The organism is Bradyrhizobium sp. 197, from assembly GCF_023073375.1.
Lineage (GTDB): Bacteria > Pseudomonadota > Alphaproteobacteria > Rhizobiales > Xanthobacteraceae > Bradyrhizobium.
Map to the genome: position 1 here is coordinate 1 of NZ_JADPJJ010000071.1, position 21,792 is coordinate 21,792.

Below are 21,792 nucleotides of genomic sequence, written 5' to 3' on the forward strand. Positions count from 1 at the left end.
GCGCGGATGGAACATGCTCGAAACATTGTCCCGATGCCCCACACAACTCATCCACAAACTCAGCGTCGCCTAACCGAGCAAACGGACCTGGGCAGTTACCGCTTCGCTCGCAATGACGGAGGTTGGGGCACGATTTCGTTCTTTCAATTTACATCGCAATTGCGGATGCACCACCACATCCTCGCGGCATCTTCCGCCCGAGTTTTGCAATCGTCTCGCCCTCCTGAAGATCAAGAAGGCGCAGGGAAGGCCGGGCGCCGGCTGGCACCCGCAATCCCGTGTGCGGATCAAACGCGCACGGGTGGATCACAGGTGACGCCGGGACATCCCGGCCTTCCTTGCCTTCGTGCTCTCCCCGGGGAGCGATGCACTATTGCCCCCGTCGCCATGCAGATGGCTGATGCGCGTGCCCGGTCGGACAGCACACATCACTACAAGACTTGACGCACAGACCCCGGGCGTCAGGACCACACGACTTCTCCGTCCGCGCGCATCCCCGCTCGCATCATCGACGGCTGGCGTGCGCTCACCGTCGAAGCCGAACCGGGACGCCGTCACGCGAGAGGTTCTGCTCACGGAATACCATCGAAGGATTCCCGCCCTGCAAAGCTCTTCGCGTCCGACGCCGTCGCGTCCATCGCATTCCACCCCTCGTTTCGTGACGGTCGCGAGAGACGCCCTCTTGTGGAAGGAACAAAGAGGGAACATGATGAAGCGATCGGAGCGCGTCAACAATAAGTTTTTAAAATCCGAAAATTCTGAAATAGAAAATTGGTAACGAATATGGTACCAAAGATCGAGATCGCGGAATACAGCATCGACGGTCGTATCCCGTTTCGGGATTGGTATGACCGGCTCGATGCGCAGGCCGCCGCAGCTGTCGCCGTGGCAATTGGACGACTTGCCGATGGAAATACCTCGAATGTCAAGTCGATCGGTGAGGGCGCGGCCGAACTGAAGATCAACCGCGGCCCCGGCTACCGGGTCTATTTCGGGTGGGACGGCAGCGTGCTGGTGATCCTCCTGGGTGGCGGCACCAAGCAGAGGCAACAGAGCGATATCAGCGTCGCGCTTCGTCGATGGCGTGACTACAAGGTGCGAAAGCGCAATGAGGGATGACCCGATGCCGTTGACCCACAGTTTTCAAGAGACCATTCGCGCGCGGGCAGAGCGCGATCCAACTTTCCGCGAGGCGCTGTTTCAGGAGGCGATGCAGACCCTGTTGCAGGGGGACACCGATTACGGTCGCACCGCGCTGCGGACTTACATCAATGCCACCATCGGTTTCGAACGATTGAGCAAGGTGCTTGATCGTCCGCAGAAGAGCCTGATGCGGATGTTCGGGCCCGGCGGAAACCCAACAATGGGCAACTTGGTGGCGGTGATCCGCGCGCTTCAGGAGGAGACCGGCGTGCATCTGGAGATACGCGCAGTCATGGATGTGGCGTGATGTGCACGCTCTCGCCTCCATCGTTGCGAGGAGCCCTTCGCGACGAAAGCAATCCAGAATCTTTCCGCGGACGCTCTGAATTGCTTCGCCGCGCCCGCAATGACGGAGTTTGGGGCGCCGGTGTCGCTACAATTTCTCGCCTCTGACTTGCTTCTTGCGGCCGCAACCATGCCAAAATAGATGCGGCCCTCGCCAGGGGAGCTAGCGAGGGCCGCGTCGTACATCGTCGTTCGCGCCTAGGTTCACGAACAAGATGTGGGAGCTCGGGAGAAGACTAGAAGGGCAGCAGCACGTCCATGACTTGTTGGCCGTAGCGTGGTTGCTGCACGTCCATGATCTGGCCGCGGCCGCCGTATGCGATGCGGGCCTGCGCGATCTTGCTGGAATCGATGGTGTTGTCGCTCTGGATGTCTTCGGGGCGGACGATGCCGGCGACGATGAGCTCGCGAATCTCGTAGTTGACGCGGATCTCCTGCTTGCCTTCGACCACGAGATTGCCGTTCGGCAGCACCTGGGTGACGACCGCTGCGACGTTGGTCTGCAATGCTTCCTGGCGGTTGACCGAGCCCTTGCCATCGGCGGAGGATGTCGAGTCGGTGGTGAGAAGCCGACCCGGCAGGATCTTGAGTGGCTGCGTGACCGTCTGGCTGCCGATAAAATCGGTAATTCCCGAGTCTTCCTTGGAGGTGCGGCTGCGCTGGGTCTCGTTGGAGAGGTTGGCCTTGTCGGTGATGTTCACGGTGACGGTCAGGAGGTCGCCGACATGGGTCGCGCGCTGGTCTTTGAAGAAGGCTCGGCTGCCGTTGCGCCACAGCGAGTTCGGATTGTAGGAGGCGACTTCCGGCTTCGGCATCGGCATCTGCACCGGCTTGTAGCCGGGCTGCGTCGTCGGATTTTCGATCGCCGCGAGCTTCGGCTGCTCGCCGATCTGCGACAGGCGGTCGATCGAGGAGCAGCCGCTCGCCAGCGCGCAAGTCGCCAGCAGCAGGGCAGTAATCGCGATGCGACGAGGACGGGAAGCCGAACTGAAACTGGACATGACTTACTCTGACTTGGCTGGAGCTTGCGAGACGCGAACTGGCGGGATCTGGGCTTGTGCGATCTGGGCCGGGGACGCCGGGGTCTGGACCAGGCTCTGGGCGAGGGCTGCGGCCGTGGGGGCGGGCGTTTCGTCACGCTTGAGCGATGAGGTTTGCTCGACCGCGGCCGGCATCGGCGCGGCCTGGCTGGCGCCCTGGACCGTCACCTGGCCGCGGGCCGTGACCACGCCTGTGAGCGTGCGCTTGGTCTGCAGGTTGAGCACGCTGATGATGTCGCCCTCGGCGCCGCTCTCGATCGCCTTGCCGCGCGTGGTGAGATAGATCCCGGGGACCTGGTAGATGACGGTGACGTTCTGGTCGCGCTGCACGAATTCCGGCTTGACGATATCGGCGACGCGGATCGGCATCCCCGCCCGCATCGGTCGGCGGAGCTGCATGCCGAGCGTCCGATCGCGCGAGGCGGCCTCACCGGTGACCTCGGCCTTCGGCCGGCGTTCCACGGCGACGTCGGAGGACTTCAGGAGATCGGCGCGGTCGATGTCGCGCGTCAGCACGGCCACTTCCACCGTTTCGATCGCATTGCCGGTAAAGCGCAGCTTGGTCGGCGCCGGATTGTTGTCGTTGTTGATCTCGAAGGCGATGTCGAAGCGGCCGCTGCGGGCGTCATAGCGGGTTGCGACCGGCTGCAGCGCGCCGGTGTTAGAGGCATCCAGCCGCATGTCGGCGACACCGCGGTCGAACGTCACGGTGATGTTGGCGGCATCGCCAAGTCCGAAGCGGCGCTCGAGCGCCGAGGCGACCGCGGTTTCGAGGTCCTTGTTCACCAGCGTGCGGGCGAGACGGGTAACCTGGACCTCCTTGATGTCGCCGGTCATCACGCCGATCACCTGCTTTGCACGGAGCACGCTCAGGACGTGGGCGACCGGCAGCGCGCCGGTGGTGCCGAGATCGGGCGAGCGGTAGACCGGGATCAGCGCGGCGGATCCGGCATTGTCGATGAGATCGCCGACCCGCACCACGTCCGAGGTCACGGAGATGCTCGCGCGCAGCGTCGGCGTTGCGATGAAATCGTCGGCGGCCCGTGCAGGCAGCGCCAGCACGAGGAGAGCGGAGATCGTGGCGAGGGTGGTGCGGATCATGGTCATCACCTCAGCGGAACAGCGCCGTGGTCGATTGCATCATCTGGTCGGCGGCGCTGATCACCTTGGCGTTCATCTCGTAGGCGCGCTGGGCGGCGATCAGGTCGCTCATTTCCGAGACGACGTCGACATTGGCCTGCTCGAGGCTGCTCTGGGTGATGTTGCCGAAACCCTCGGCCGTCGCTGTGCCGTCCTGCGGCGGGCCGGAGGAGGGCGTCTCGGTGAACTGATTGTTGCCGACCGGCTGGAGGCCCGCCTTGTTGATGAATCGGGTCAGGCCGATCTGGCCCTGGACCGCCGAGGTCGACGAACCCGGCAGCGTCACCGAGACCTGGCCCTGCACGTTGATGGTGAGGCCCGAGGCGTTGTTCGGGATCGTGATCGTCGGCTGCACCGGGTTGCCCTGTGCGGTGACGATGCGCCCCTGATTGTCCATCTGGAAGGTGCCGTCGCGGGTGTACTGGTAGCTGCCGTCGGGCATCAGGATCTTGAAGAAACCTTCGCCCGTGATGGCCATGTCGAGGTCGTTGCCGGTCTGCGACAGCGTGCCCTGGGTCATGCTGCGCGGCGTACCGACGGTCTTGACGCCGCCGCCGATGTCGACGCCGACCGGCAGGATGGTGCCCTGGTCGGACGACTGGGCGCCGACGCGGCGGACGTGTTCGTAGATCAGGTCCTGGAACGCCGCGGTCTGCTTCTTGAAGCCGGTGGTGCGCAAGTTCGCGATGTTGTTGGAGATCACCTGAACGTTGAGTTCCTGTGCCGCCATTCCGGTCGCTGCGGTGTGAAGCGCCTGCATGTCAGTTCTCCCTCAATCAAGCCGGAACGTCGGCGAGTTTCTCGATCGCCGATTTGTGCATGTCACTCTGCTGCTGGAGCAGGTTGGCGATGGCAGTGTAGCTGCGCATGACTTCGACCATGCGGCTCATCTCACCGACCGAGTTCACGTTCGACTTCTCGACGTAGCCCTGCTGCACGGTCGACTTGGTGTCGGCCTGCGCGGTCGCGGAGCCGGCGCTGTAAAGGTTGGCGCCGAGCTTGGTCAGCTTGGCCGGGTCGTCGAACGCGGCCATGCGGATCTTGCCGCGGATCGAGTCGTTCTTGGCCGTGCCCTCAAGCACTGTGACGGTGCCGTCGGGGGCGACGTTGATGTCGTGGTCGGTCGGCTGGAAGGTGATCGGGCCGCCGGTGCCGAGCACGAGGTTGCCGTCGGAGGTGACGAGCTGGCCGGTGCTGTTGAGCGAGAATTTGCCGTCGCGGGTGTAGCGCTCGGCGCCATTGGCCTGCACCGCGAAATAGGCGTCGCCGCTGATCGCCATGTCGAGCGGATTCTTAGTCGGCTCCATCGGCCCCTGGCTGACGTCGCGGAAGGTGCCGCGGTCCTGCACATAGGAGACCCGGCGGTCGGAGCCGGCGAAATTGTCCTCACGCGCGTTCGAGTTGAGGTACTCCTCGAACAACGAATGGTCGGCCTTGAAGCCGTTGGTATTGGCGTTGGCGACGTTGTTGGCGACGACATCCATCTGCCGTTCCAACGTCATCTGCCGTGACAAGCCGATCAGAAGCGCGTTCTGCATCGGAAATCTCCCCTGAGTGAGATCCGCCAGCTCGCTCTCCCAAGCGCCTTGGCCGATCCCGTGAACGAGACCTCGGGTTCTCCCAAACCTTAGGTCTCGGCCCTTTCTTAGCGAAAGTCGTGCCAACCGGGAAAATTACGTAAATTCAATCGTTTATCTATTTTCTGAGGGCGCGGGGAGGCGGCAGAAAGGAACTGTTAGCCATGTTTGCCCGGCAGATTTTTCCTAGTGGGAGCCCAATCGAAAGGTTCCGTTAACCATTATTACCGTAGCGTTTGCACATAAGAGGAGCGCACTGCGCTGGGGCATTTGTATCGCGTCACTGTCTGCCAGGAGCTTCGCTCTTTCGATGCCTTTGAGAAATGAACGAGCGCGGCGATCATGGCAGAGAATGAAGCGGAAGGCGGTTCAGGCGCGGAAGCCGCTCCACCGAAGAACAAGCTCAAGATCATCGTCATGGCCGTGGGCCTGCTCGCGGTCCTCGGCGGCGGTGCCGCGACCTGGTTCTTCTTTTTCCGTCACGGCGACGACGAGCATCACGCCGAGGCGGCGCCCCCGCCGAAGCCGCCGGCTTTCGTCGACGTTCCCGACATCATGGTCAACCTCGCCGGTGCGCCGGGCGAGCGCGTGCAATATCTGAAGCTCAAGATCGTGCTGGAGCTGAAGGAAGAGAAGCAGATCGAGGCGATCAAGCCGACGATGCCGCGCATCACCGACATCTTCCAGACCTATGTGCGCGAGCTGCGCTCCTCCGACCTCAATGGCTCCGCCGGCGTCTTCCGTCTCAAGGAAGAGCTGACCAAGCGCGTCAACGCGGCGGTAGCCCCGGTCCAGGTCAGCGCGGTGCTGTTCAAGGAAGTCGTGATCCAGTGAGCATGACGGTCTAGGGATCATGGCAGGCACCGACCAACCGGACCAGGATGCAATTGCCGCCCAATGGGAGGCCTCGCTCGATTCCGAGGATCCCGCCGAGGCCGCGAAGGCTGCTGCCGAAAACGAACTATCCGAGACCATGGCCCTGCAATGGGCGGCCATGGTCGAGGACGGCAGCCGCGATCTCGGCGCCGGCAAGAATTCCGGCGAGCGGGTGCTGTCGCAGGAGGAGATCGACAACCTCCTCGGCTTCACAGCCGGCGACGTCACACTCGACGATCATTCCGGCATTCGCGCCATCATCGATTCGGCGATGGTCTCCTACGAGCGTCTGCCGATGCTCGAAATCGTCTTCGACCGCCTGGTGCGGTTGCTGACGACATCCTTGCGCAATTTCACCTCCGACAACGTCGAAGTCTCGCTCGACCGCATCACCTCGGTGCGCTTCGGCGACTACATGAACTCGATCCCGCTGCCCGCCGTCCTCACCGTCTTCAAGGCCGAGGAGTGGGACAATTTCGGCATGGCGGTGGTCGATTCCAGCCTGATCTACTCGATGATCGACGTGCTGCTCGGCGGCCGCCGCGGCTCGAGCCAGCTCCGCATCGAGGGCCGGCCCTACACCACGATCGAGACAGAGTTGGTCAAGCGGCTGGTCGAGGTGGTCATGGCCGATGCCGAACAGGCGTTCCGGCCGCTGTCGCCGGTGACCTTCACGATCGACCGGCTCGAGACCAATCCGCGTTTCGCCGCGATCAGCCGGCCTGCCAACGCCGCGATCCTGGTGCGCCTGCGCATCGACATGGAAGATCGCGGCGGCAACATCGAGCTCTTGCTGCCCTACGCGACCATCGAGCCGATCCGGGGCGTCCTGCTCCAGATGTTCATGGGCGAAAAGTTCGGCCGCGACCAGGTCTGGGAAGGCCATTTCGCCACCGAGATCGTCCAGGCCGAGATCTCCGTCGACGCCGTGCTCTACGAAGCCGACATTCCGCTCAAGCAGCTGATGCGGCTGAAGGTCGGCGACACACTGCCGCTGGACATGCGCGCGGATGCCAACGTCACTGTTCGCTGCGGCGACGTCACGATCACCGAAGGACGCATGGGCCGGGTCGGCGATCGCGTCGCGATTCGGGTGACGAAACCCCTGCGCAAGCCAAGTACGACACTTGCGATGTTCGAAAAGGTCGACGAGCAGAACAAGATGATGGAGGCCCCATGAACCACTCCCTGGGAATGGCGATCGAGACGCTGGTGGCTATCCTGCTGATGCTGACCATCTTCTACTGCGTGATGCTCAACAAGCGGCTGACGCGGCTGAAGGCGGACGAGCATTCGCTGAAGGCGGTCATCGGCGAGCTGATCACCGCAACCGAGATCGCCGAGCGCGCGATCGGCGGGCTGAAGCTCGCCGTGCGCGACGTCAACGAGAACCTCGGCAGCCAGCTTGTGGCGGCGACGCAGATGTCCGAACAGCTCTACAAGCAGCTCGGTGAAGCCGACAACGTGGTACGGCGCCTGTCCAAGATCGCGATCGCCGCGCGTCCCATGACGAACCCGGATATGGTCGCCGCGCCCGCAGCCAAGCCCTCGTCGGCGAAGGCGGTGGCGGCTGCGGCCGAAGCCTTCTCCGAGCGCCGACGGTCCAACGGTCTTGCCGCATAAAGTCAGGGTATGAAGTCCTTTCGCAACATCCGCGTCATCCCGATCGTGCTGGTTGCCGTCGCTGGCCTCGCCACGCTGAAGGTCGCGGGCCTCGTGCTCAATGGCGGCTATGTCTTCGACTACAAGCCGAACCAGGTCAAAAAATCCTGGGCGCAGGAGAATCTGAACTTTCCGAGCAGCCGCGAGGACCCCGACATTACGGGCTCGACCCACGGCGCGCCGAAGCCGGCCGCGCCCGAGACCAAGCCCGAAGGCACCGTGGTCAAGGTGGAGGAAGCCCAGCCGCAGATCTCGGCCTCGGAGCGCGCAATCCTGGAACGCTTGCAGTCGCGCCGCCAGGAAATCGAGGCCCGCCAGCGCGAGATCGACATCCGCGAGAGCCTGTTGAAATCCGCCGAGAAGCGCATCGAAAACAAGGTCGAGGAGATGAAGGCGGTGGAAACCCGCATCTCCGCGACCCAGGCCGAGCAGAAGGCCGCCGAAGCCCAGCGCATGAAGAGCCTCGTGACCATGTATGAGGGCATGAAGCCCAAGGATGCCGCGCGCGTGTTCGACCGCCTGGAGATGGGCGTGCTGATCGAGATCGCCTCGCAGATCGCGCCGCGAAAGATGTCGGACATCATGGGACTGATGTCGCCAGAGGCCGCCGAGCGGCTGACGGTCGAGATGGCCCGCCGGGCCAACGGCGGCGGCGATCAGTCCGCCTCGGCCGGCGATCTGCCCAAGATCGACGGCAAGCCGACGCAAAAGCCGAATTGAGGGCTCAAGAGGCGCGGCAACCTGCGCGTCGTCGCGCGGCCGTTCGGCCAGCACGCGGCTAGACGCCTTGCGTGTCTAGCTTGCGTGCCGCTGTTGAACCCTGCGACCGGCCGAGCTCAACGGTTTCTCGACGGGAAGGAGGGTCTCGCAGTGCTGCTTGATCAGCGCAGCCTTCGTCATTCGAGTCACGAGATGCAAGGTGCTGTGGCAGCAGGAGCACTCGTATACCTTGAGGGCATAGCCCCGCGCGATTGGAAAGACGGCTACGACCGTTCTTGTCCGGCTGCATACAATGCAGTTGGCTTCTCCGCTCATTGATTGCCCCCCAAAAGTCGACCAATCGAATTCGCATCGCCGTGATCACATTGATTCAGAGTCGTTGATGGACCGCAACACCTTTGGGGTTGTGCGCGCATAATCGGCAACCAAGCACACAGATCAAACACGCCTGGGAGTGGGGTGATCGCCGCGAGTTGACTTTCTTGCCGCACGGAGCGATGCGACTCGCGTTGCGGATGCAGCCGAAGCAAGCGGCATCTTCTGAGGCTGCGATGAGTTGACGCGCACAAATGTGAAGTGGGGTACAGTGGCGCTGAAGCGTTCGTCCTAGGCTTCCGCCATTCGCAATCAGCAGCGCGGGAGGAAGCTATGAATTACTCGTCCGTAGCAGAACGCGCAATCGAAGCCGTCAATCGGCTGCTCATCGCCGCGATGACGTTCGCATGGACGTCCGCGCTAGACCATCAGCATGCATGGCCGCCGCAAGAGGAAGAAGACGACTCTGATGACGCTTGTCTCGAGCGGGAGCACTCCTCGGCGCCGGATTGCGCGGGAAAGCAACACTGAAGGCGTGATTGGCGTCGCCGGTCGACGCCAATCGCGGGCCTCGAGGTGCGGGCGACGGCCGGATGTTAACACCTCCCTAACCACTTGCTCTCCAAATTCGCAAGGGCGAACGCTTCAGCCCGCATCCAGGGCGTCGCGACACGCTGCGCCGGATCAGTCGTCATTACAGCATTAACAAGTCCTTAATTGGCAAAACCTACAGTCGATGGCACGGGCCGGCGCCAGTGCCGGCATGGACCGTCGAATCGGAAGAAATACTGCCAATGGCGCGAGAGGCTGCCGCTGGATTTGTGTCGCGAGCCCGCGCTTTGGCGCGGGGGCTGTCGCGTCACGTCCGCGTGGCGCCGCTGCTGGCTGCGAGCCTCCTGATCGGCTTCAACGCACCGTCGCGGGCGGCCGATGTCGTCAGGGGCGAGGCGACTTTCTCGGCCGCGGGCGGCTTTGCCCGTCTCGTGATCAAGCTCGGCGAGGACGTCTCCTCCGAGGTGACGACGGCCGGTTCCATTCTCGTTATCCGCTTCGACCGGACGGTCGATGTTCCCGTCGATCGCGTCCCGGAAGGCGCGCCCGACTACGTCAACTCCGCCCGCCGCGATCCCGACGGCGGCGCCATCCGCCTGTCGCTGGCGCGGCGCGTCACCGTCAACACCATGAATGCCGGCGAACGCACCTTCATCGACCTCTTGCCGGAGGGTTGGAAGGGACCGCCGCCGAGCCTGCCCATGGACGTGGTCAAGGAACTCGCCGAGCGCGCGCGCGTCGCCGAACGGGCCCTGCGCGCTCAGCGCGCCGCGGCCGAGAGCAAGAAGCGTCCGCAGATCCGCGTGCGCGCCTCGGTGCAGCCGACCTTCGTCCGTTTCGTGTTCGAGATGCCCGACGGCGTGGGCGTGTCCTCCGTGCTCAACGAGCAGAAGCTGACGCTCGCCTTCAACGCCAACCTCAATTTCGATCTGGCGGACGCGGTCGTCGCAGCGCCGCCGAACGTCGCCTCGATCAAGCAGAAGGCCGACATCGACCAGACCAGTGTCGAGATCGCGCTGATCGGCGATTCCGACGTGCATTCATTCCGCGACGACAAGAACTACGTCGTCGACATTTCCTTCCAGCCGGACAAGGGCAAGATCGCCGCGACGGCCGAGGCCGCGATCGCGCAGGCCAGGCCTGCCGCCCACGGACCTGCGCCTGCGCCTGAAAAGCCGGCGGCCGAGAAGCCGAAGGACGCCCATCGCGAGATCGCACCGCCGACGTCCGAGGCGATCGCGCGCGAAGCCAAGATCGATGTCAAGCCCGAGGTGAAGCCGGAAGCGCCGCCCGCCATGCCGCCCGTTGAAGCACCGAAATCGGCGCCGGCTCCCGCGGCCGAAGCGGCGGACGCTGCGCCTGCCAGGCCCGTCATGGCCGAAGCGCCCAAAGAGGTCGTGAAGGAAGCCGCCAAGGAGACTGCGAAGGATCCGGTCAAGGAAGCCGTCAAGGCTGCGCCGGCAGAGGCGCCTGCCGCGCCGCAGCCCACTGTTGCCAGCGTCGATGCCCGCCGCGACAGCGACGGCCTGCGCGTGACTTTCCCACTTCAGGTCGCAACGCCTGCGGCGGCGTTCCGACGTGGCGACACTGTCTGGCTGGTGTTCGATACGCCGAAGCCGATCGACGTCGAAGCGATCCGCACCAAGGGCGGTGCGATGATCGGCGACGTCGGCCGCATCCCGCTCGACAAGGGACAGGCGGTGCGTATCCGTCTCACCCGGCCGCTGGTCTATTCGCTGACGAGCGAGGAGGTCGGCAAGGAGACCAACTGGCTCCTGACCCTCGCCGACAAGATCCAGGCGACGCCGCTGCCGCTGATGATGTCGCGCAACATCACCGACCCCGCGCTTGCCAACATCGCGATCCCCTTCGCCAATCCGGGCCTTCTGCACAAGCTCACCGATCCCGACGCCGGCGACACGCTCTATGTCGTCACCGCGCAACGTCCGGTGCGCGGCTTCATCAAGCGGCAGGACCTGGTCGATCTCGCGTTACTGGAATCCGCGCACGGCATCGCGATCCGACCGAATTCCGACGAGGTCGCCGTCGAGGTCGGGGCGGACAAGGTCATCCTCGGCAAGAAGGGCGGGCTGACGCTGTCGCCGGTCGACATCTCGGCCGAGCGCGCCCCGACCGCAGTGCGGCCGATCTTCAACCCCGAAGGCTGGCGCAAGGGCCAGTCGGAAAACTTCATAGCGCGCCAGAACGACCTGATCACGGCGATCTCCATCGTCGAACCGGCGCTGCGTTCGCTGCCGCGGCTCGACCTCGCGCAATTCTACATGTCGCGCGCGATGTATCACGAGGCCAAGGCCGTCACCGAATTGATGCTGGCTGATCCTCTCAACAAGGAGGAGAGCGGTGCGCTGATCATGCATGCGGTCGCAAGCATCCTGATCGGCAGGCCGGCGCAGGGCCTCAAGGACCTCGCCAACCCCGTCATCGGCAACAGCCACGATTCCCAGCTCTGGAAGGCGCTCGCCTATGCGCGTCAGGGCAAATGGGCCGATGCGCGGGAGAAATTCAAGAACGTCGAATTCGCCATCGCCTCGCTGCCGCTCGACATCCAGCGCATCGTGACGATGGAGGCGATGCGCGCTTCGCTCGAGGTGAAGGACTATGCCGGCGCCTCCAAGCGCCGCAGCGAGCTCGAGGTGGTCGGCGTCCCGCCCGAGGCCGCTCCCGGCTTCGCCGTGCTGCGCGGCCGGCTCGCCGAGGCGCTCGGCCACGACAAGGACGCGCTCGACGACTACAAGTTCGCAGTCGGCTCGACCGACCGGCCGGCCGCGGCCGAGGCCAAGCAGCTCGAGGTCGCGCTGCGACAGAAGCGCGACGAGATCAGCAAGGAGGACGCGCTGCGCGAGCTCGAGACGCTCTCGATGACCTGGCGCGGCGACTCCACCGAGGTCAAGACGCTTCAGATGCTGTCGCAGATCTATTCGGAGAGCGGGCGCTACCGGGACGCGCTCACCGCGGCGCGTACCGCGACGAAGCTGCAGCCGAACGCGGAAGCCTCGCGGCAGGCGCAGGACCTCGCCTCCGACCTGTTCACGCAGATCTTCCTGGGGCCCAAGGGCGACGAGCTGCCGCCGGTCGAAGCGCTCGGGATGTTCTACGAGTTCCGCGAGCTGACGCCGATCGGCCGCCGCGGCGACGAACTGATCCGACGCCTCGCCGACCGTCTCGCCTCGATCGATCTGCTCGACCAGGCCGCCGAGCTCCTGCAATACCAGGTCGACCACCGCCTCGAAGGCGCGGCGCGTGCACAAGTTGCCGCGCGCCTCTCCATGATCTATCTCGCCAACCGCAGACCCGACATGGCGATTACGGCGCTGCGCGCGAGCCGCATCAGCGACCTCTCCGGCGAGCTCAGGCAGCAGCGCCTGCTGCTGGAGGCGCGCGCGCAGAGCGACGTCGGCCGCCACGATCTCGCGCTCGACATCGTCTCCAACGTCTCGGGACGCGAAGTGCTGCGCTTGCGCTCCGACATCTTCTGGGCCGCGCGGCGCTGGCGTGAATCCGCCGAGCAGATCGAGCTCTACTACGGCGAGCGTTTCCGTGACTTCAAGCCGCTCAACACGGTGGAGAAAAGCGACATCATTCGCGCTGCCGTCGGTTATGCGCTGGCTGACGACTCGATCGGCGTGTCGCGCTTCCGCGAGAAATACGCGCCGCTGATGAGCGAGAGTGCCGATCGGCTCGCCTTCGACATCGCGAGCAAGCCGTCCGGCGCCTCCAGCGCCGAATTCGCGGAGATCGCCAAGCTGGCTGCCAGCGTCGACACGCTCGACGGCTTCCTGCGCGAGATGAAGCAGCGCTTCCCCGACGCCACCGCCCGCGCGCCGGCCTCGCCGCAGGCCAAGGACGAGTCCGACCACACCGGCTCGCTGCCCACGATCCCCGTCGTGCGGCAGATCAAGATGACGCGTTAGGAACCCCGCTACCCTCTCGACAGGTGCCGCGCGAAGCGGCAACCTTCGCGGGCATGCCGGCGGTGGAGATTACCCCCCGTAGCTCTGCACAAGGCTTCCCGCTACCAGCGACCAGCCGTCGACCAGCACGAAGAAGATCAGCTTGAACGGCAGCGAGATGGTTGCCGGCGGCAGCATCATCATGCCCATCGACATCAGCACGGAGGCGACGACGAGGTCGATGATCAGGAAGGGGAGGAACAGCAGGAAGCCGATCTCGAAGGCGCGCTTCAGCTCGGAGATCATGAAGGCGGGGACCAGGATGCGTAAGCCGAGTTCGTCGGGGGTGGCGGGTGGCGGCTCGCCGGAGAGATCCAGGAACAGCTTGAGGTCCTTCTCGCGCACGTTCTTCTGCATGAAGCCGCGCAGGGGAACGGAGGCGCGCTGAAGCGCGTCCTCGACGCTGAGCTGATTGGCGACGAGCGGGCGGATGCCCTCGTCGTAGGATTTCTGCAACACCGGTCCCATCACGAAGAAGGTAAGGAACATCGCCAGCGCGATGATCACCGAGTTCGGCGGAGCGGTCGCCGTGCCCATCGCGGTGCGCAGCAGCGACAGCACGACCACGATGCGCGTGAACGACGTCATCATGATCAGGATCGACGGTGCGATCGACAGCACCGTCAGCAGCGCGATCAGCTGAATCGCACGCTCGGTGACGCCGCCGCCGCCCGGACTGCCGCCGAGATTGATGCTGATGTCCTGCGCATGCGCCGGCATCGCGAGCGATGCCGCGCCGATCAGGACAGAAAGAAAAACAACTCTACGCGGGAGGGCCGGCAGCCTCACGAAGACGGCTTTGGACGGCCAAGCAGCGAGGCCATTTCGTCTTCGAGATTTTCAAAGCTGGTCTTTTCCGGGGGCGGCTTTACGGGTGAGGCCGGTGGTGCCGGCGGTTCGCTGCGGGCCGCACGCGGGGACTCCGGCGCGACCGGAGGGGCAACCGTCTCGCCGGCAGGGCGGCGCAGCGCAGCTTCGAGCCGCTGCGCCATCTCGGCGAGATTCTGCTCGGCGCTCGATGGCGCCGCAGGAGCGGGCGCCGGCGGCGGAACGGGCGGAGCCTGCGGCACAGGCGGAGGAGGCGGCGGCGCGGCTGCGCGCTCGGGAGGCACCTTCACGGGCTCGCTCTGGCGCGGCGGACGCGGCATCAGAGGGGGTTCGTTGCGGGCAACGCGCGGCGGAATAGGTTCGGGACGCAGCTCGCGCTCGGGGCGCGGCGCGAGCGGCTCGGACATGAAGCCGCCCCGCGGCGGCTCGTTGCGGCGTTCGGCCATGGCGGGAGCGGGCCGGCGCACTTCGTCGGCGAAGGACGGGCGCGCGGGCCGCGGCGGCGGCTCGGGCATCTGCGGTTCGGGATGATCGAGCAGTTCGGGCCGCGGTGCTTCGTCGGCCCAGCCGCTGGTATCAGGCATTGGCGCAAGACGCGGCGGCTCGGCGGCATTGGGACGCTGCGGGAGCTGGTCGCGGCCGGGCGCTGCGCGCACGATGTTGGGCTCGACGACGATGTCGGTGGGGCCGCCGATCATCAGCAGATGCTCGACATTGTCACGCCGGACCAGCACGAGGCGGCGGCGGCCGTCGACCGCGGCGGCATCGATCACGGCGAGCCGGGGCATGCGGCCGCGCTGGGTGTTGGCGCCGAGCCGGCTGGTGGCGAATCGGCGAACCAGCCATGCAGCGACGCCGATCAACGCCAGAACGACGATGAACGCGACGATGAAGGTGATAGGGCTGCCTTGCATACTTGTCCCCGACAAATGGCGCTTCTCTCGTGCCCGTGGTCAGATGCGCCAACCACCGGCATACGATGCCCCAAACTGCGATTTCTTAACGTCCCACGGCAAGTTTTGCCGTCCCCAACTCTTAATAACCTATGAATCGCTCGATCCAAAACGACTTCTTGGCCTGTGCACGCGCCGCCAAGGGGTTGGGTTAATGCCGTTTTGGAAGGCGTAGAATCACGGGGGCGCGCATTCGTGTTCCGGCGGGGGACATCTGCCTGTGACGTCCTTAACCAGCTGTTAACCATACACGCGGCAAATTCTGCCTAGCTTCGGACTTGGTCCGTGAGGCGGAAGGAGCCGCAACGATGTCCATCAACGATCTTCCGGTGCTGTCGGCGCTTCGCACCAAGATGCAATGGCACCAGGAGCGCCAGCGCGTCCTGTCCGAAAACGTCTCCAATTCCGACACGCCCAAATTCCGGCCACGCGACCTGGTCGAGCCGAAACTGGACAAGGCCGGCGCCGTCACGGGTTCGATGGGCCCCCTGGCGCTCACCCGCACCAGCGGTTCCCACATCGCGCCATCAGGCGGGGCCTCCGGATTCGACCAGAACAAGAATGCGGGTTTTGAGACCCGTCCCGCGGGCAACGCCGTCAATCTCGAAGAGGAGATGATGAAGGCCGCCAGCAACCAGATGGATTATGCGGCGGCGACCTCGCTCTATTCGAAGAGCCTGCATCTGCTCAAGACCGCGATCGGCAAAGGCTAGAGCATGATCCGGAAAAGTGCGCAGCGGTTTTCCGACCAGATCATGCTCAAAAAAGAGAGCTAGAGGAAGCGCATCATGGCGAATGACAGCAGCGACTTTGCCCGCTCGATGGCGATCGCGACCTCCGGCCTGCGGGCGCAGGCTGGGCGCATGCGGGTGATCTCGGAGAACATCGCGAACGCGGATTCGACGTCGCAGAGTGCCGGCGGCGATCCCTACCGGCGCAAGGTGCCGACTTTCTCCTCCGCGCTCGACCGCACGCTCGACGCGCAGGTCGTCACCCTCGGCCGGATCAAGCCCGACCAGTCGAACTTCCGCACCAAATACGAGCCGAACAATCCGGCGGCGGATGCGACCGGCAACGTCAAATATCCCAACGTGAACTCGGTGGTCGAGATGACCGACATGCGCGACGCGCAGCGGTCCTACGAGGCCAATCTCAACATCATCAGTGCGACGCGCCGGATGATCCAGCGCACCCTCGACATCCTCAAGAGCTGAACAGGACATTTGAGCCATGGCAACACCGACAATTGCCGCCAACGCCTATGCAAACCTCGCCCGCGTGCTGGAGAACAGCGGTGCCGGCAAGGGCAGCGAGCCGAGCGGGCAGTCCTTTGCCTCGCTTCTGAAAGACACCGTCGGCAGCGTCCTGGAGTCCGGCCGCAAATCCGATGCGCAGACGGTGGCGATGGCCGCCGGCAAGGCCAACGTGATGGACGTGGTGACGGCGGTCGCGGACACCGACGTCGCGGTGTCCACGCTGGTCTCCGTCCGCGACCGTGTGATCGCGGCCTATGAAGACATCATGAAGATGCCGATCTGATTTCGACCTCCGTCGTCATTGCGAATCTTTCCAGGGCGGCAGCCTGGATTGCTTCGCTGCGCTCGCAATGACGGGGAGCGGGCGTTCGATCACCGCGGGGCGCGGAGATGAGACTTGAACAAAGGAAGTTTGCAATGACCGGACCGGAAACCCTCGACGTCGCGCGTGATGCGATCTGGACCATCGTGATCGTGTCGTCGCCCCTGATGATCGTGGGGCTCGTGGTCGGCGTCGTCGTGTCGCTGTTCCAGGCGCTGACGCAGATCCAGGAGCAGACGCTGATCTACGTGCCGAAGATTTTGGCGATCTTTGCCACAATGCTGCTGGCGCTGCCGTTCATGGCCGACGCACTGCATTCCCACATGCTGCGGATATCGTCGCGAATCATCGGCGGCTGAGGCACAATGCGCCGGTCATGCGCATCGACGTCTCGCTGCTGCCGGCGCTTGCCGCCTCCTTCATGCTCGCCTTCGCCCGGGTCGGCGCGATGGTGATGCTGTTGCCGGGCCTGGGCGAGACCAATATCCCGACGCGGATCAAGCTGTCGATCGCGCTGCTGCTCACGCTGATCATCCTGCCGCTGCATCGGAGCGCCTACCACGTCGACATGGAATCGATCGCGGCGCTGCTCGTCCTGATGCTGCATGAGATCGTGATCGGCATCGTGCTGGGGGCGACCGCGCGGGTGACGTTGTCGGCGCTCCAGGTTGCCGGTGCCGTGATCGCGCAGCAGATGGGGCTCGGTTTCGTCACCTCGGTCGATCCGACGCAGGGACAACAGGGCGTGCTGGTCGGCAACTTCCTGACAATACTGGGGGTGACGCTGCTGTTCGCCACCGACAGCCATCATCTGGTGATCGCGGCGCTGAACGACAGCTACGCGATCTTCGCGCCGGGCGAGACCGTGTCGAGCGGCGATGTCGCCGCGCTGGCGACGCGCGCCTTCGCCGCCGCATTCCGCTTGGGTTTGCAGCTTTCCGGCCCGTTCCTGGTGTTCGGCCTCGTCTTCAACATCGGGCTTGGCGTGCTGGCGCGGCTGATGCCGCAGATGCAGGTCTATTTCGTCGGCGTGCCGCTGTCGATCTTCGCCGGTTTCCTGGTGCTCGCCGTGGTGCTCACGGCGATGATGGGCACCTATCTCGACTATTTCATCGGTGTCATGCACCAGATGATGCCACTCAAGTGACCGGGTGATCGATGGCGGAAGACGACGATCCAGAGAGTCAAACAGAAGACCCGACGCAAAAACGTCTCGAAGATGCGCTCGAACGCGGTGACGTCGCCAAGAGCCAGGAGATCAACACCTGGTTCATGATCGCGGGCGCGACGCTTGTGGTATCGAGCTTCTCAGGCTCGGTCGGCAGCGGGCTGATGACGCCGATGCGCAACCTGCTTGCCAATTCCTGGATGATCAAGACCGACGGCCGGGCTCTGCTCGCCCTGATGCAGCAGATCGAAGTCGCGGTGCTCGCGGCGGTCGGCGTGCCGCTGCTGATGCTGGTGCTGGCGGCAATTGCGGGCAACATGCTGCAGCACCGCCTGGTGTGGTCGGCCGAATCCCTCAAGCCCAAGTTCAGCAAGCTGTCGCCCGCCGAAGGCCTCAAGCGCATCTTCGGCAAGCAAGCGGCTGCGAACTTCCTCAAGGGTCTGGGCAAACTGATCGTGCTCGGCGCGGTCATGACCACGATCCTGTGGCCGGAGCGGCATCGTATGGAGGCGATGGTCAGGCTCGATCCGGCCGCCATGCTCGGCGCCACCACCAGCCTGACCATTCATCTGCTCGGCGCGGTGGTCGCGGCGCTCGCGATCATCGCCATTGGCGACTATTTCTTCCAGTATCGCAGCTGGTTCCAGCGGCAGAAGATGTCGCTCCAGGAGATCAAGGAAGAGTTCAAGCAGTCCGAAGGCGACCCGCACATCAAGGGCAAGCTCAGGCAGCTGCGCCAGCAGCGCTCCAAGAAGCGCATGATGGCGGCGGTTCCCAAGGCCTCCGTGATCATCACCAACCCGACCCACTATTCGATCGCGCTGTCCTACGAGCGCGGCATGTCGGCGCCGATCTGCGTCGCCAAGGGCGTCGACAACCTCGCTTTCAAGATCCGGGAGATCGCGCGCGAGCACGACATCCCGATCGTCGAGAACGTGCCGCTCGCCCGCGCGCTCTACGCCACCGTCGAGATCGACCAGGAAATCCCGACCGAGCACTACCATGCAGTCGCCGAAGTCATCGGCTACGTCATGCGTCTGAAGAGCGGATTCGGCGCCAGCCGGCAATAAAACCCCTGAAAAGTACTGGAAATGGCCGTAATCTGGGAATCAGCGTACCTTTCGCCCCTGCTGCCCTTGCGCCTGCGGGTCCGATTCAGGCAGGGAGGACCCCACGCGCCCTGTAGCGCGTTGATTCTCTGCCGACAGGCTGCGCCAGCTTGAGATGACTGCTGAGACCGACCACGACCTCACACGCGAGCCCGTTGCGGCGCCCGAACCGTCGCCGCGCTCGGGCAGCATTGCGCTGGTGCTGCTGGTGGCCGCCGGCCTCGTCGCCGTCGCTATCGGGCTGATGACGCTTGGGCGCGCGCAGGCGCAGCCCTATATCCTCGGCATCCTCGCCGTGCTGGCGATGGTCGGCCTGTTCAACCTATTTGCCTTTGCAGCCGGCATCATCCGCTTCGTGGACCGCAATCTCGATGATCCCGTGATGGGGCGCATCGCCGATCACGCCTTCGATGGCCTGGCCGTGACCGACCCGCGCGGCCACGTGGTCTATTCCAACGCCGCCTATCTGACGCTGACCGGCGCCACCGGCCCGCAGGAGGTGCGCCCCGTCGAGCGCGTCTTCATCGGCAACCCCGACGTCTCCGAAGCCGTGTTCCGCCTGTTGAAAGCCGCGCGCGAAGGCAAGCGGCAGCAGGAAGAGGTGCGGATCTCCGGCCAGGACGGCAGCCAGGGCCGCTGGCTGCGCATGCGGGTGCGGCCCCTTGGCACGGGAAAGCGCGAGACGAAATACGCGGTGTGGTCGATCGCCGACATCACCCGCGACCGCGAGCGCCAGGAGGACGTGTTCCAGGAACTCCAGCACGCGATCGAATATCTCGATCACGCGCCTTGCGGCTTCTTCTCGGTCAATCCGGCCGGCGAGCTCGCTTATGTCAACGCGACGCTGGCGAACTGGCTCGACCACGACCTCGCCGAGATCGGCTCGGGCGGGCTGAAGCTCACCGACATCGTCTCCGGCGACGGCGCTTCGCTGCTCACCGCGATCGTGGCGGTGCCGGGCGAGGTGAAGACCGAAGTCTTCGACATCGACTTGCGCATGCGCACCGGCAAGACCATGCCGGTGCGGCTCTATCACAAGCTCGCCTTCGGCGCCGACGGTGCGCCGGGGCCGTCGCGCACGCTGGTGATCAGCCGTGCCCGCGATGAGCGCAGCGATCCGGACCGCGCCGCCGAAGTGCGCTTCATGCGCTTCTTCGACCATACGCCGATGGCGATTGCGACGGTGGACCGCGGCGGCAACGTCGTGCGCTCCAATGCGCGCTACGCCAAGCTCGGGCAGGCGCTGGGGCTCGACAGCGCCAGCAAGTCGATCTTCCGCGCGGTCAGTTCGCGCGACCGGCACCTTTTGATCGCGGCCATCAACCAGGCCGCGGAGGGACAGGCCGACGTCGCGCCGGTCGAAGTCGCGCTCGAAGGCACCAAGGAGCGCTGGGGCCAGTTCTTCGTTACGCCGGTGGACGCGGCCGAGAACGACGCCGAAGCCGCCATCGTGCACATGCTCGAGACCACCGAGCGGCGCGCGCTGGAGAACCAGATCAACCAGTCGCAGAAGATGGAGACGGTCGGCCAACTCGCCGGCGGCATCGCTCACGACTTCAACAACGTGCTCTCCGCCATCATGATGGCGAACGACTTCCTGCTGAACGCGCACAAGCCGACCGATCCGTCGTTCCAGGATATCATGCAGATCAAGCAGAACGCGACGCGCGCCGCCACGCTGGTGCGGCAGTTGCTGGCGTTCTCGCGGCGGCAGACGCTGCGGCCGCAGGTGCTCGATCTCGGCGACGCACTTTCCGACCTCGCGATGCTGCTGCGCCGCCTGATCGGCGAGAAGGTCAAGCAGGAGACCATCCACGGCCGCGATCTCTGGCCGGTCAAGGTCGACGTCTCCCAGTTCGAACAGGTGGTCGTCAATCTCGCGGTCAACGCGCGCGACGCCATGCCGGAAGGCGGCAAGCTGATCATCCGCACCGCCAACGTCACCACAGAGGAAGCCGCCAGGCTCGCCTACAAGGGCATGCCGGCCGCGGACTATGTGCGGATCGAGGTCGCCGACACCGGCACCGGCATTCCCGCCGACATCCGCGACAAGATCTTCGAGCCGTTCTTCTCGACCAAGGAAGTCGGCAAGGGTACCGGCCTCGGGCTCTCCACCGTCTACGGCATCGTCAAGCAGACCGGCGGCTTCATTTACGTGGACTCCGAGCCGGGGCAGGGCACCTCGTTCCACATCTTCCTGCCACGTCATCACGCCGAGCCTGAAGAGCAGGTCGAGCAGCCGACGGCGGTCGTTGGCGCCACCAATGGGGCCGCGAAGGAGGCCGGGCTTGCGGCGGAAGCCAAGCCCCGCACCGATCTCACCGGACAGGGCACCATCCTCCTGGTCGAGGACGAAGAGGGCCTGCGCGCGCTCAACGCACGCGGCCTGCGCTCGCGCGGCTACACCGTGGTCGAGGCCGAGAATGGCGTCGAGGCCATGGAGTTGCTGGAAGAGCAGAGCGGCGGCATCGATCTCGTCGTCTCCGATGTCGTGATGCCGGAGATGGACGGCCCGACCCTGCTCAAGGCGATGCGCGAGAAGAATCCCGACATCAAGTTCATCTTCGTCTCCGGCTACGCCGAGGACGCGTTCGAGAAGAGCCTGCCCCAAGGCCAGCAGTTCGACTTCCTGCCAAAGCCGTTCACGCTCAGCCAGCTCGTGGCGGCCGTGAAGGAGACGATGGCGAAGGCGGGGTGAGGCTTTGAGGAAAAAGCGGAATTCTCCCCTCCAAGCCGCCGGTAACCCGTGACCGCAGTCCCTCGCACACCCGGCCAAGCGCCCGCCAAATATGGGCTTTTGCCACATCCCCGCGAC

At 64.7% G+C, this 21,792-nt stretch carries 21 protein-coding genes; 15 read left to right on the forward strand and 6 right to left on the reverse strand.

Features of this window, described 5'->3' with window-relative positions; genetic code table 11:
* Positions 1–795 precede the first annotated feature (795 nt).
* Together IVB27_RS15980 and IVB27_RS15985 are read left to right on the forward strand one after the other, a co-directional pair.
* Positions 796–1,119: a type II toxin-antitoxin system RelE/ParE family toxin gene (locus tag IVB27_RS15980; RefSeq protein WP_456664581.1), complete on the forward strand. Its 324-nt coding sequence runs from the start codon at positions 796–798 to the stop codon at positions 1,117–1,119.
* Positions 1,120–1,123: 4 nt separating this feature from the next.
* Positions 1,124–1,450, forward strand: a complete 327-nt coding sequence (locus tag IVB27_RS15985; RefSeq protein ID WP_247444411.1) for a helix-turn-helix domain-containing transcriptional regulator — start codon at positions 1,124–1,126, stop codon at positions 1,448–1,450.
* Positions 1,451–1,724: 274 nt separating this feature from the next.
* Here IVB27_RS15985 and flgH read toward each other — a convergent pair whose 3' ends face one another.
* The 4 genes from flgH to flgF are packed head-to-tail and all read right to left on the reverse strand — an operon-like array spanning position 1,725 to position 5,206.
* The gene (flgH, locus tag IVB27_RS15990; protein WP_247351962.1) at positions 1,725–2,489 is read right to left on the reverse strand and encodes a flagellar basal body L-ring protein FlgH; all 765 of its coding nucleotides are present in this window, start codon (positions 2,487–2,489) and stop codon (positions 1,725–1,727) included.
* Between the two features lie 3 nt (positions 2,490–2,492).
* Positions 2,493–3,629 carry a flagellar basal body P-ring formation chaperone FlgA gene (gene flgA, locus IVB27_RS15995; RefSeq protein WP_247444412.1) on the reverse strand — a complete coding sequence of 379 codons (1,137 nt, stop codon included), beginning with the start codon at positions 3,627–3,629 and terminating at the stop codon, positions 2,493–2,495.
* A 10-nt stretch (positions 3,630–3,639) separates the two neighbouring features.
* Positions 3,640–4,428, reverse strand: coding sequence for a flagellar basal-body rod protein FlgG (gene flgG / locus IVB27_RS16000; RefSeq protein WP_211397591.1), 789 nt, complete (start codon positions 4,426–4,428; stop codon positions 3,640–3,642).
* Between the two features lie 16 nt (positions 4,429–4,444).
* On the reverse strand, positions 4,445–5,206 hold the full coding sequence (gene flgF / locus IVB27_RS16005) for a flagellar basal-body rod protein FlgF (protein ID WP_247351958.1): 762 nt from the start codon (positions 5,204–5,206) through the stop codon (positions 4,445–4,447).
* Between the two features lie 381 nt (positions 5,207–5,587).
* On the opposite strand from flgF, the gene fliL reads away from it, so the two are divergent.
* The 6 genes from fliL (at position 5,588) to IVB27_RS16035 (ending at position 13,302) form a co-directional block, all read left to right on the forward strand.
* A complete protein-coding gene (gene fliL, locus IVB27_RS16010; protein ID WP_247351957.1) occupies positions 5,588–6,079 on the forward strand; it encodes a flagellar basal body-associated protein FliL in 492 nt (163 codons plus the stop codon).
* Between the two features lie 19 nt (positions 6,080–6,098).
* Positions 6,099–7,301: a flagellar motor switch protein FliM gene (gene fliM, locus IVB27_RS16015; RefSeq protein WP_247351956.1), complete on the forward strand. Its 1,203-nt coding sequence runs from the start codon at positions 6,099–6,101 to the stop codon at positions 7,299–7,301.
* Entirely contained in the window at positions 7,298–7,744 is a 447-nt protein-coding gene (locus IVB27_RS16020; protein ID WP_247351954.1) for a DUF6468 domain-containing protein, read from the forward strand. Before fliM ends, IVB27_RS16020 begins: the two co-directional genes overlap by 4 nt.
* 9 nt (positions 7,745–7,753) lie before the next feature.
* A complete protein-coding gene (locus tag IVB27_RS16025) occupies positions 7,754–8,503 on the forward strand; it encodes a MotE family protein (protein WP_247444413.1) in 750 nt (249 codons plus the stop codon).
* 648 nt (positions 8,504–9,151) lie between these two features.
* Positions 9,152–9,349 (forward strand): hypothetical protein, encoded by a 198-nt coding sequence (locus IVB27_RS16030; RefSeq protein ID WP_247444414.1) that lies wholly within the window; start codon positions 9,152–9,154, stop codon positions 9,347–9,349.
* 263 nt (positions 9,350–9,612) lie between these two features.
* The gene (locus IVB27_RS16035) at positions 9,613–13,302 is read left to right on the forward strand and encodes a tetratricopeptide repeat protein (RefSeq protein WP_247444415.1); all 3,690 of its coding nucleotides are present in this window, start codon (positions 9,613–9,615) and stop codon (positions 13,300–13,302) included.
* 69 nt (positions 13,303–13,371) lie between these two features.
* Here IVB27_RS16035 and fliP read toward each other — a convergent pair whose 3' ends face one another.
* On the reverse strand, positions 13,372–14,130 hold the full coding sequence (gene fliP / locus IVB27_RS16040) for a flagellar type III secretion system pore protein FliP (protein ID WP_247444416.1): 759 nt from the start codon (positions 14,128–14,130) through the stop codon (positions 13,372–13,374).
* Positions 14,127–15,083: a flagellar biosynthetic protein FliO gene (locus IVB27_RS16045; RefSeq protein ID WP_247444417.1), complete on the reverse strand. Its 957-nt coding sequence runs from the start codon at positions 15,081–15,083 to the stop codon at positions 14,127–14,129. The genes fliP and IVB27_RS16045 overlap by 4 nt, the downstream gene beginning before the upstream one ends.
* Before the next feature lie 347 nt (positions 15,084–15,430).
* Between IVB27_RS16045 and flgB the strand changes: the two genes are divergently transcribed.
* The 7 genes from flgB (at position 15,431) to cckA (ending at position 21,675) form a co-directional block, all read left to right on the forward strand.
* Positions 15,431–15,835, forward strand: a complete 405-nt coding sequence (gene flgB, locus IVB27_RS16050; protein ID WP_247351945.1) for a flagellar basal body rod protein FlgB — start codon at positions 15,431–15,433, stop codon at positions 15,833–15,835.
* A 75-nt stretch (positions 15,836–15,910) separates the two neighbouring features.
* Positions 15,911–16,336 (forward strand): flagellar basal body rod protein FlgC, encoded by a 426-nt coding sequence (gene flgC, locus IVB27_RS16055; RefSeq protein WP_027567607.1) that lies wholly within the window; start codon positions 15,911–15,913, stop codon positions 16,334–16,336.
* A gap of 16 nt (positions 16,337–16,352) precedes the next feature.
* Positions 16,353–16,661, forward strand: a complete 309-nt coding sequence (fliE, locus tag IVB27_RS16060; protein ID WP_007612285.1) for a flagellar hook-basal body complex protein FliE — start codon at positions 16,353–16,355, stop codon at positions 16,659–16,661.
* Between the two features lie 134 nt (positions 16,662–16,795).
* Complete coding sequence (gene fliQ, locus IVB27_RS16065) at positions 16,796–17,059, forward strand: flagellar biosynthesis protein FliQ (RefSeq protein ID WP_129268713.1); 264 nt, start codon at positions 16,796–16,798, stop codon at positions 17,057–17,059.
* Positions 17,060–17,076: 17 nt separating this feature from the next.
* Positions 17,077–17,847, forward strand: a complete 771-nt coding sequence (fliR, locus tag IVB27_RS16070) for a flagellar biosynthetic protein FliR (RefSeq protein WP_247351941.1) — start codon at positions 17,077–17,079, stop codon at positions 17,845–17,847.
* 11 nt (positions 17,848–17,858) lie between these two features.
* Entirely contained in the window at positions 17,859–18,938 is a 1,080-nt protein-coding gene (flhB, locus tag IVB27_RS16075) for a flagellar biosynthesis protein FlhB (RefSeq protein WP_247444418.1), read from the forward strand.
* Between the two features lie 154 nt (positions 18,939–19,092).
* A complete protein-coding gene (cckA, locus tag IVB27_RS16080) occupies positions 19,093–21,675 on the forward strand; it encodes a cell cycle histidine kinase CckA (RefSeq protein ID WP_247444419.1) in 2,583 nt (860 codons plus the stop codon).
* The last annotated feature ends 117 nt before the right edge of the window (positions 21,676–21,792 follow it).

Excerpts from the sequence above, each read along its gene's own strand:
- fliQ (WP_129268713.1), top strand. The coding sequence starts at position 16,796 with ATGACCGGACCGGAAACCCTCGACGTCGCGCGTGATGCGATCTGGACC.
- fliR (WP_247351941.1), top strand. The coding sequence starts at position 17,077 with ATGCGCATCGACGTCTCGCTGCTGCCGGCGCTTGCCGCCTCCTTCATG.
- cckA (WP_247444419.1), top strand. The coding sequence starts at position 19,093 with ATGACTGCTGAGACCGACCACGACCTCACACGCGAGCCCGTTGCGGCG.
- flgG (WP_211397591.1), bottom strand. The coding sequence starts at position 4,428 with ATGCAGGCGCTTCACACCGCAGCGACCGGAATGGCGGCACAGGAACTC.
- flgF (WP_247351958.1), bottom strand. The coding sequence starts at position 5,206 with ATGCAGAACGCGCTTCTGATCGGCTTGTCACGGCAGATGACGTTGGAA.
- fliE (WP_007612285.1), top strand. The coding sequence starts at position 16,353 with ATGGCAACACCGACAATTGCCGCCAACGCCTATGCAAACCTCGCCCGC.
- flgA (WP_247444412.1), bottom strand. The coding sequence starts at position 3,629 with ATGATCCGCACCACCCTCGCCACGATCTCCGCTCTCCTCGTGCTGGCG.
- IVB27_RS16020 (WP_247351954.1), top strand. The coding sequence starts at position 7,298 with ATGAACCACTCCCTGGGAATGGCGATCGAGACGCTGGTGGCTATCCTG.
- flgC (WP_027567607.1), top strand. The coding sequence starts at position 15,911 with ATGGCGAATGACAGCAGCGACTTTGCCCGCTCGATGGCGATCGCGACC.
- flgH (WP_247351962.1), bottom strand. The coding sequence starts at position 2,489 with ATGTCCAGTTTCAGTTCGGCTTCCCGTCCTCGTCGCATCGCGATTACT.
- flgB (WP_247351945.1), top strand. The coding sequence starts at position 15,431 with ATGTCCATCAACGATCTTCCGGTGCTGTCGGCGCTTCGCACCAAGATG.
- fliL (WP_247351957.1), top strand. The coding sequence starts at position 5,588 with ATGGCAGAGAATGAAGCGGAAGGCGGTTCAGGCGCGGAAGCCGCTCCA.
- IVB27_RS15985 (WP_247444411.1), top strand. The coding sequence starts at position 1,124 with ATGCCGTTGACCCACAGTTTTCAAGAGACCATTCGCGCGCGGGCAGAG.
- IVB27_RS16045 (WP_247444417.1), bottom strand. The coding sequence starts at position 15,083 with ATGCAAGGCAGCCCTATCACCTTCATCGTCGCGTTCATCGTCGTTCTG.
- IVB27_RS16035 (WP_247444415.1), top strand. The coding sequence starts at position 9,613 with ATGGCGCGAGAGGCTGCCGCTGGATTTGTGTCGCGAGCCCGCGCTTTG.
- IVB27_RS16025 (WP_247444413.1), top strand. The coding sequence starts at position 7,754 with ATGAAGTCCTTTCGCAACATCCGCGTCATCCCGATCGTGCTGGTTGCC.
- IVB27_RS16030 (WP_247444414.1), top strand. The coding sequence starts at position 9,152 with ATGAATTACTCGTCCGTAGCAGAACGCGCAATCGAAGCCGTCAATCGG.
- flhB (WP_247444418.1), top strand. The coding sequence starts at position 17,859 with ATGGCGGAAGACGACGATCCAGAGAGTCAAACAGAAGACCCGACGCAA.
- fliM (WP_247351956.1), top strand. The coding sequence starts at position 6,099 with ATGGCAGGCACCGACCAACCGGACCAGGATGCAATTGCCGCCCAATGG.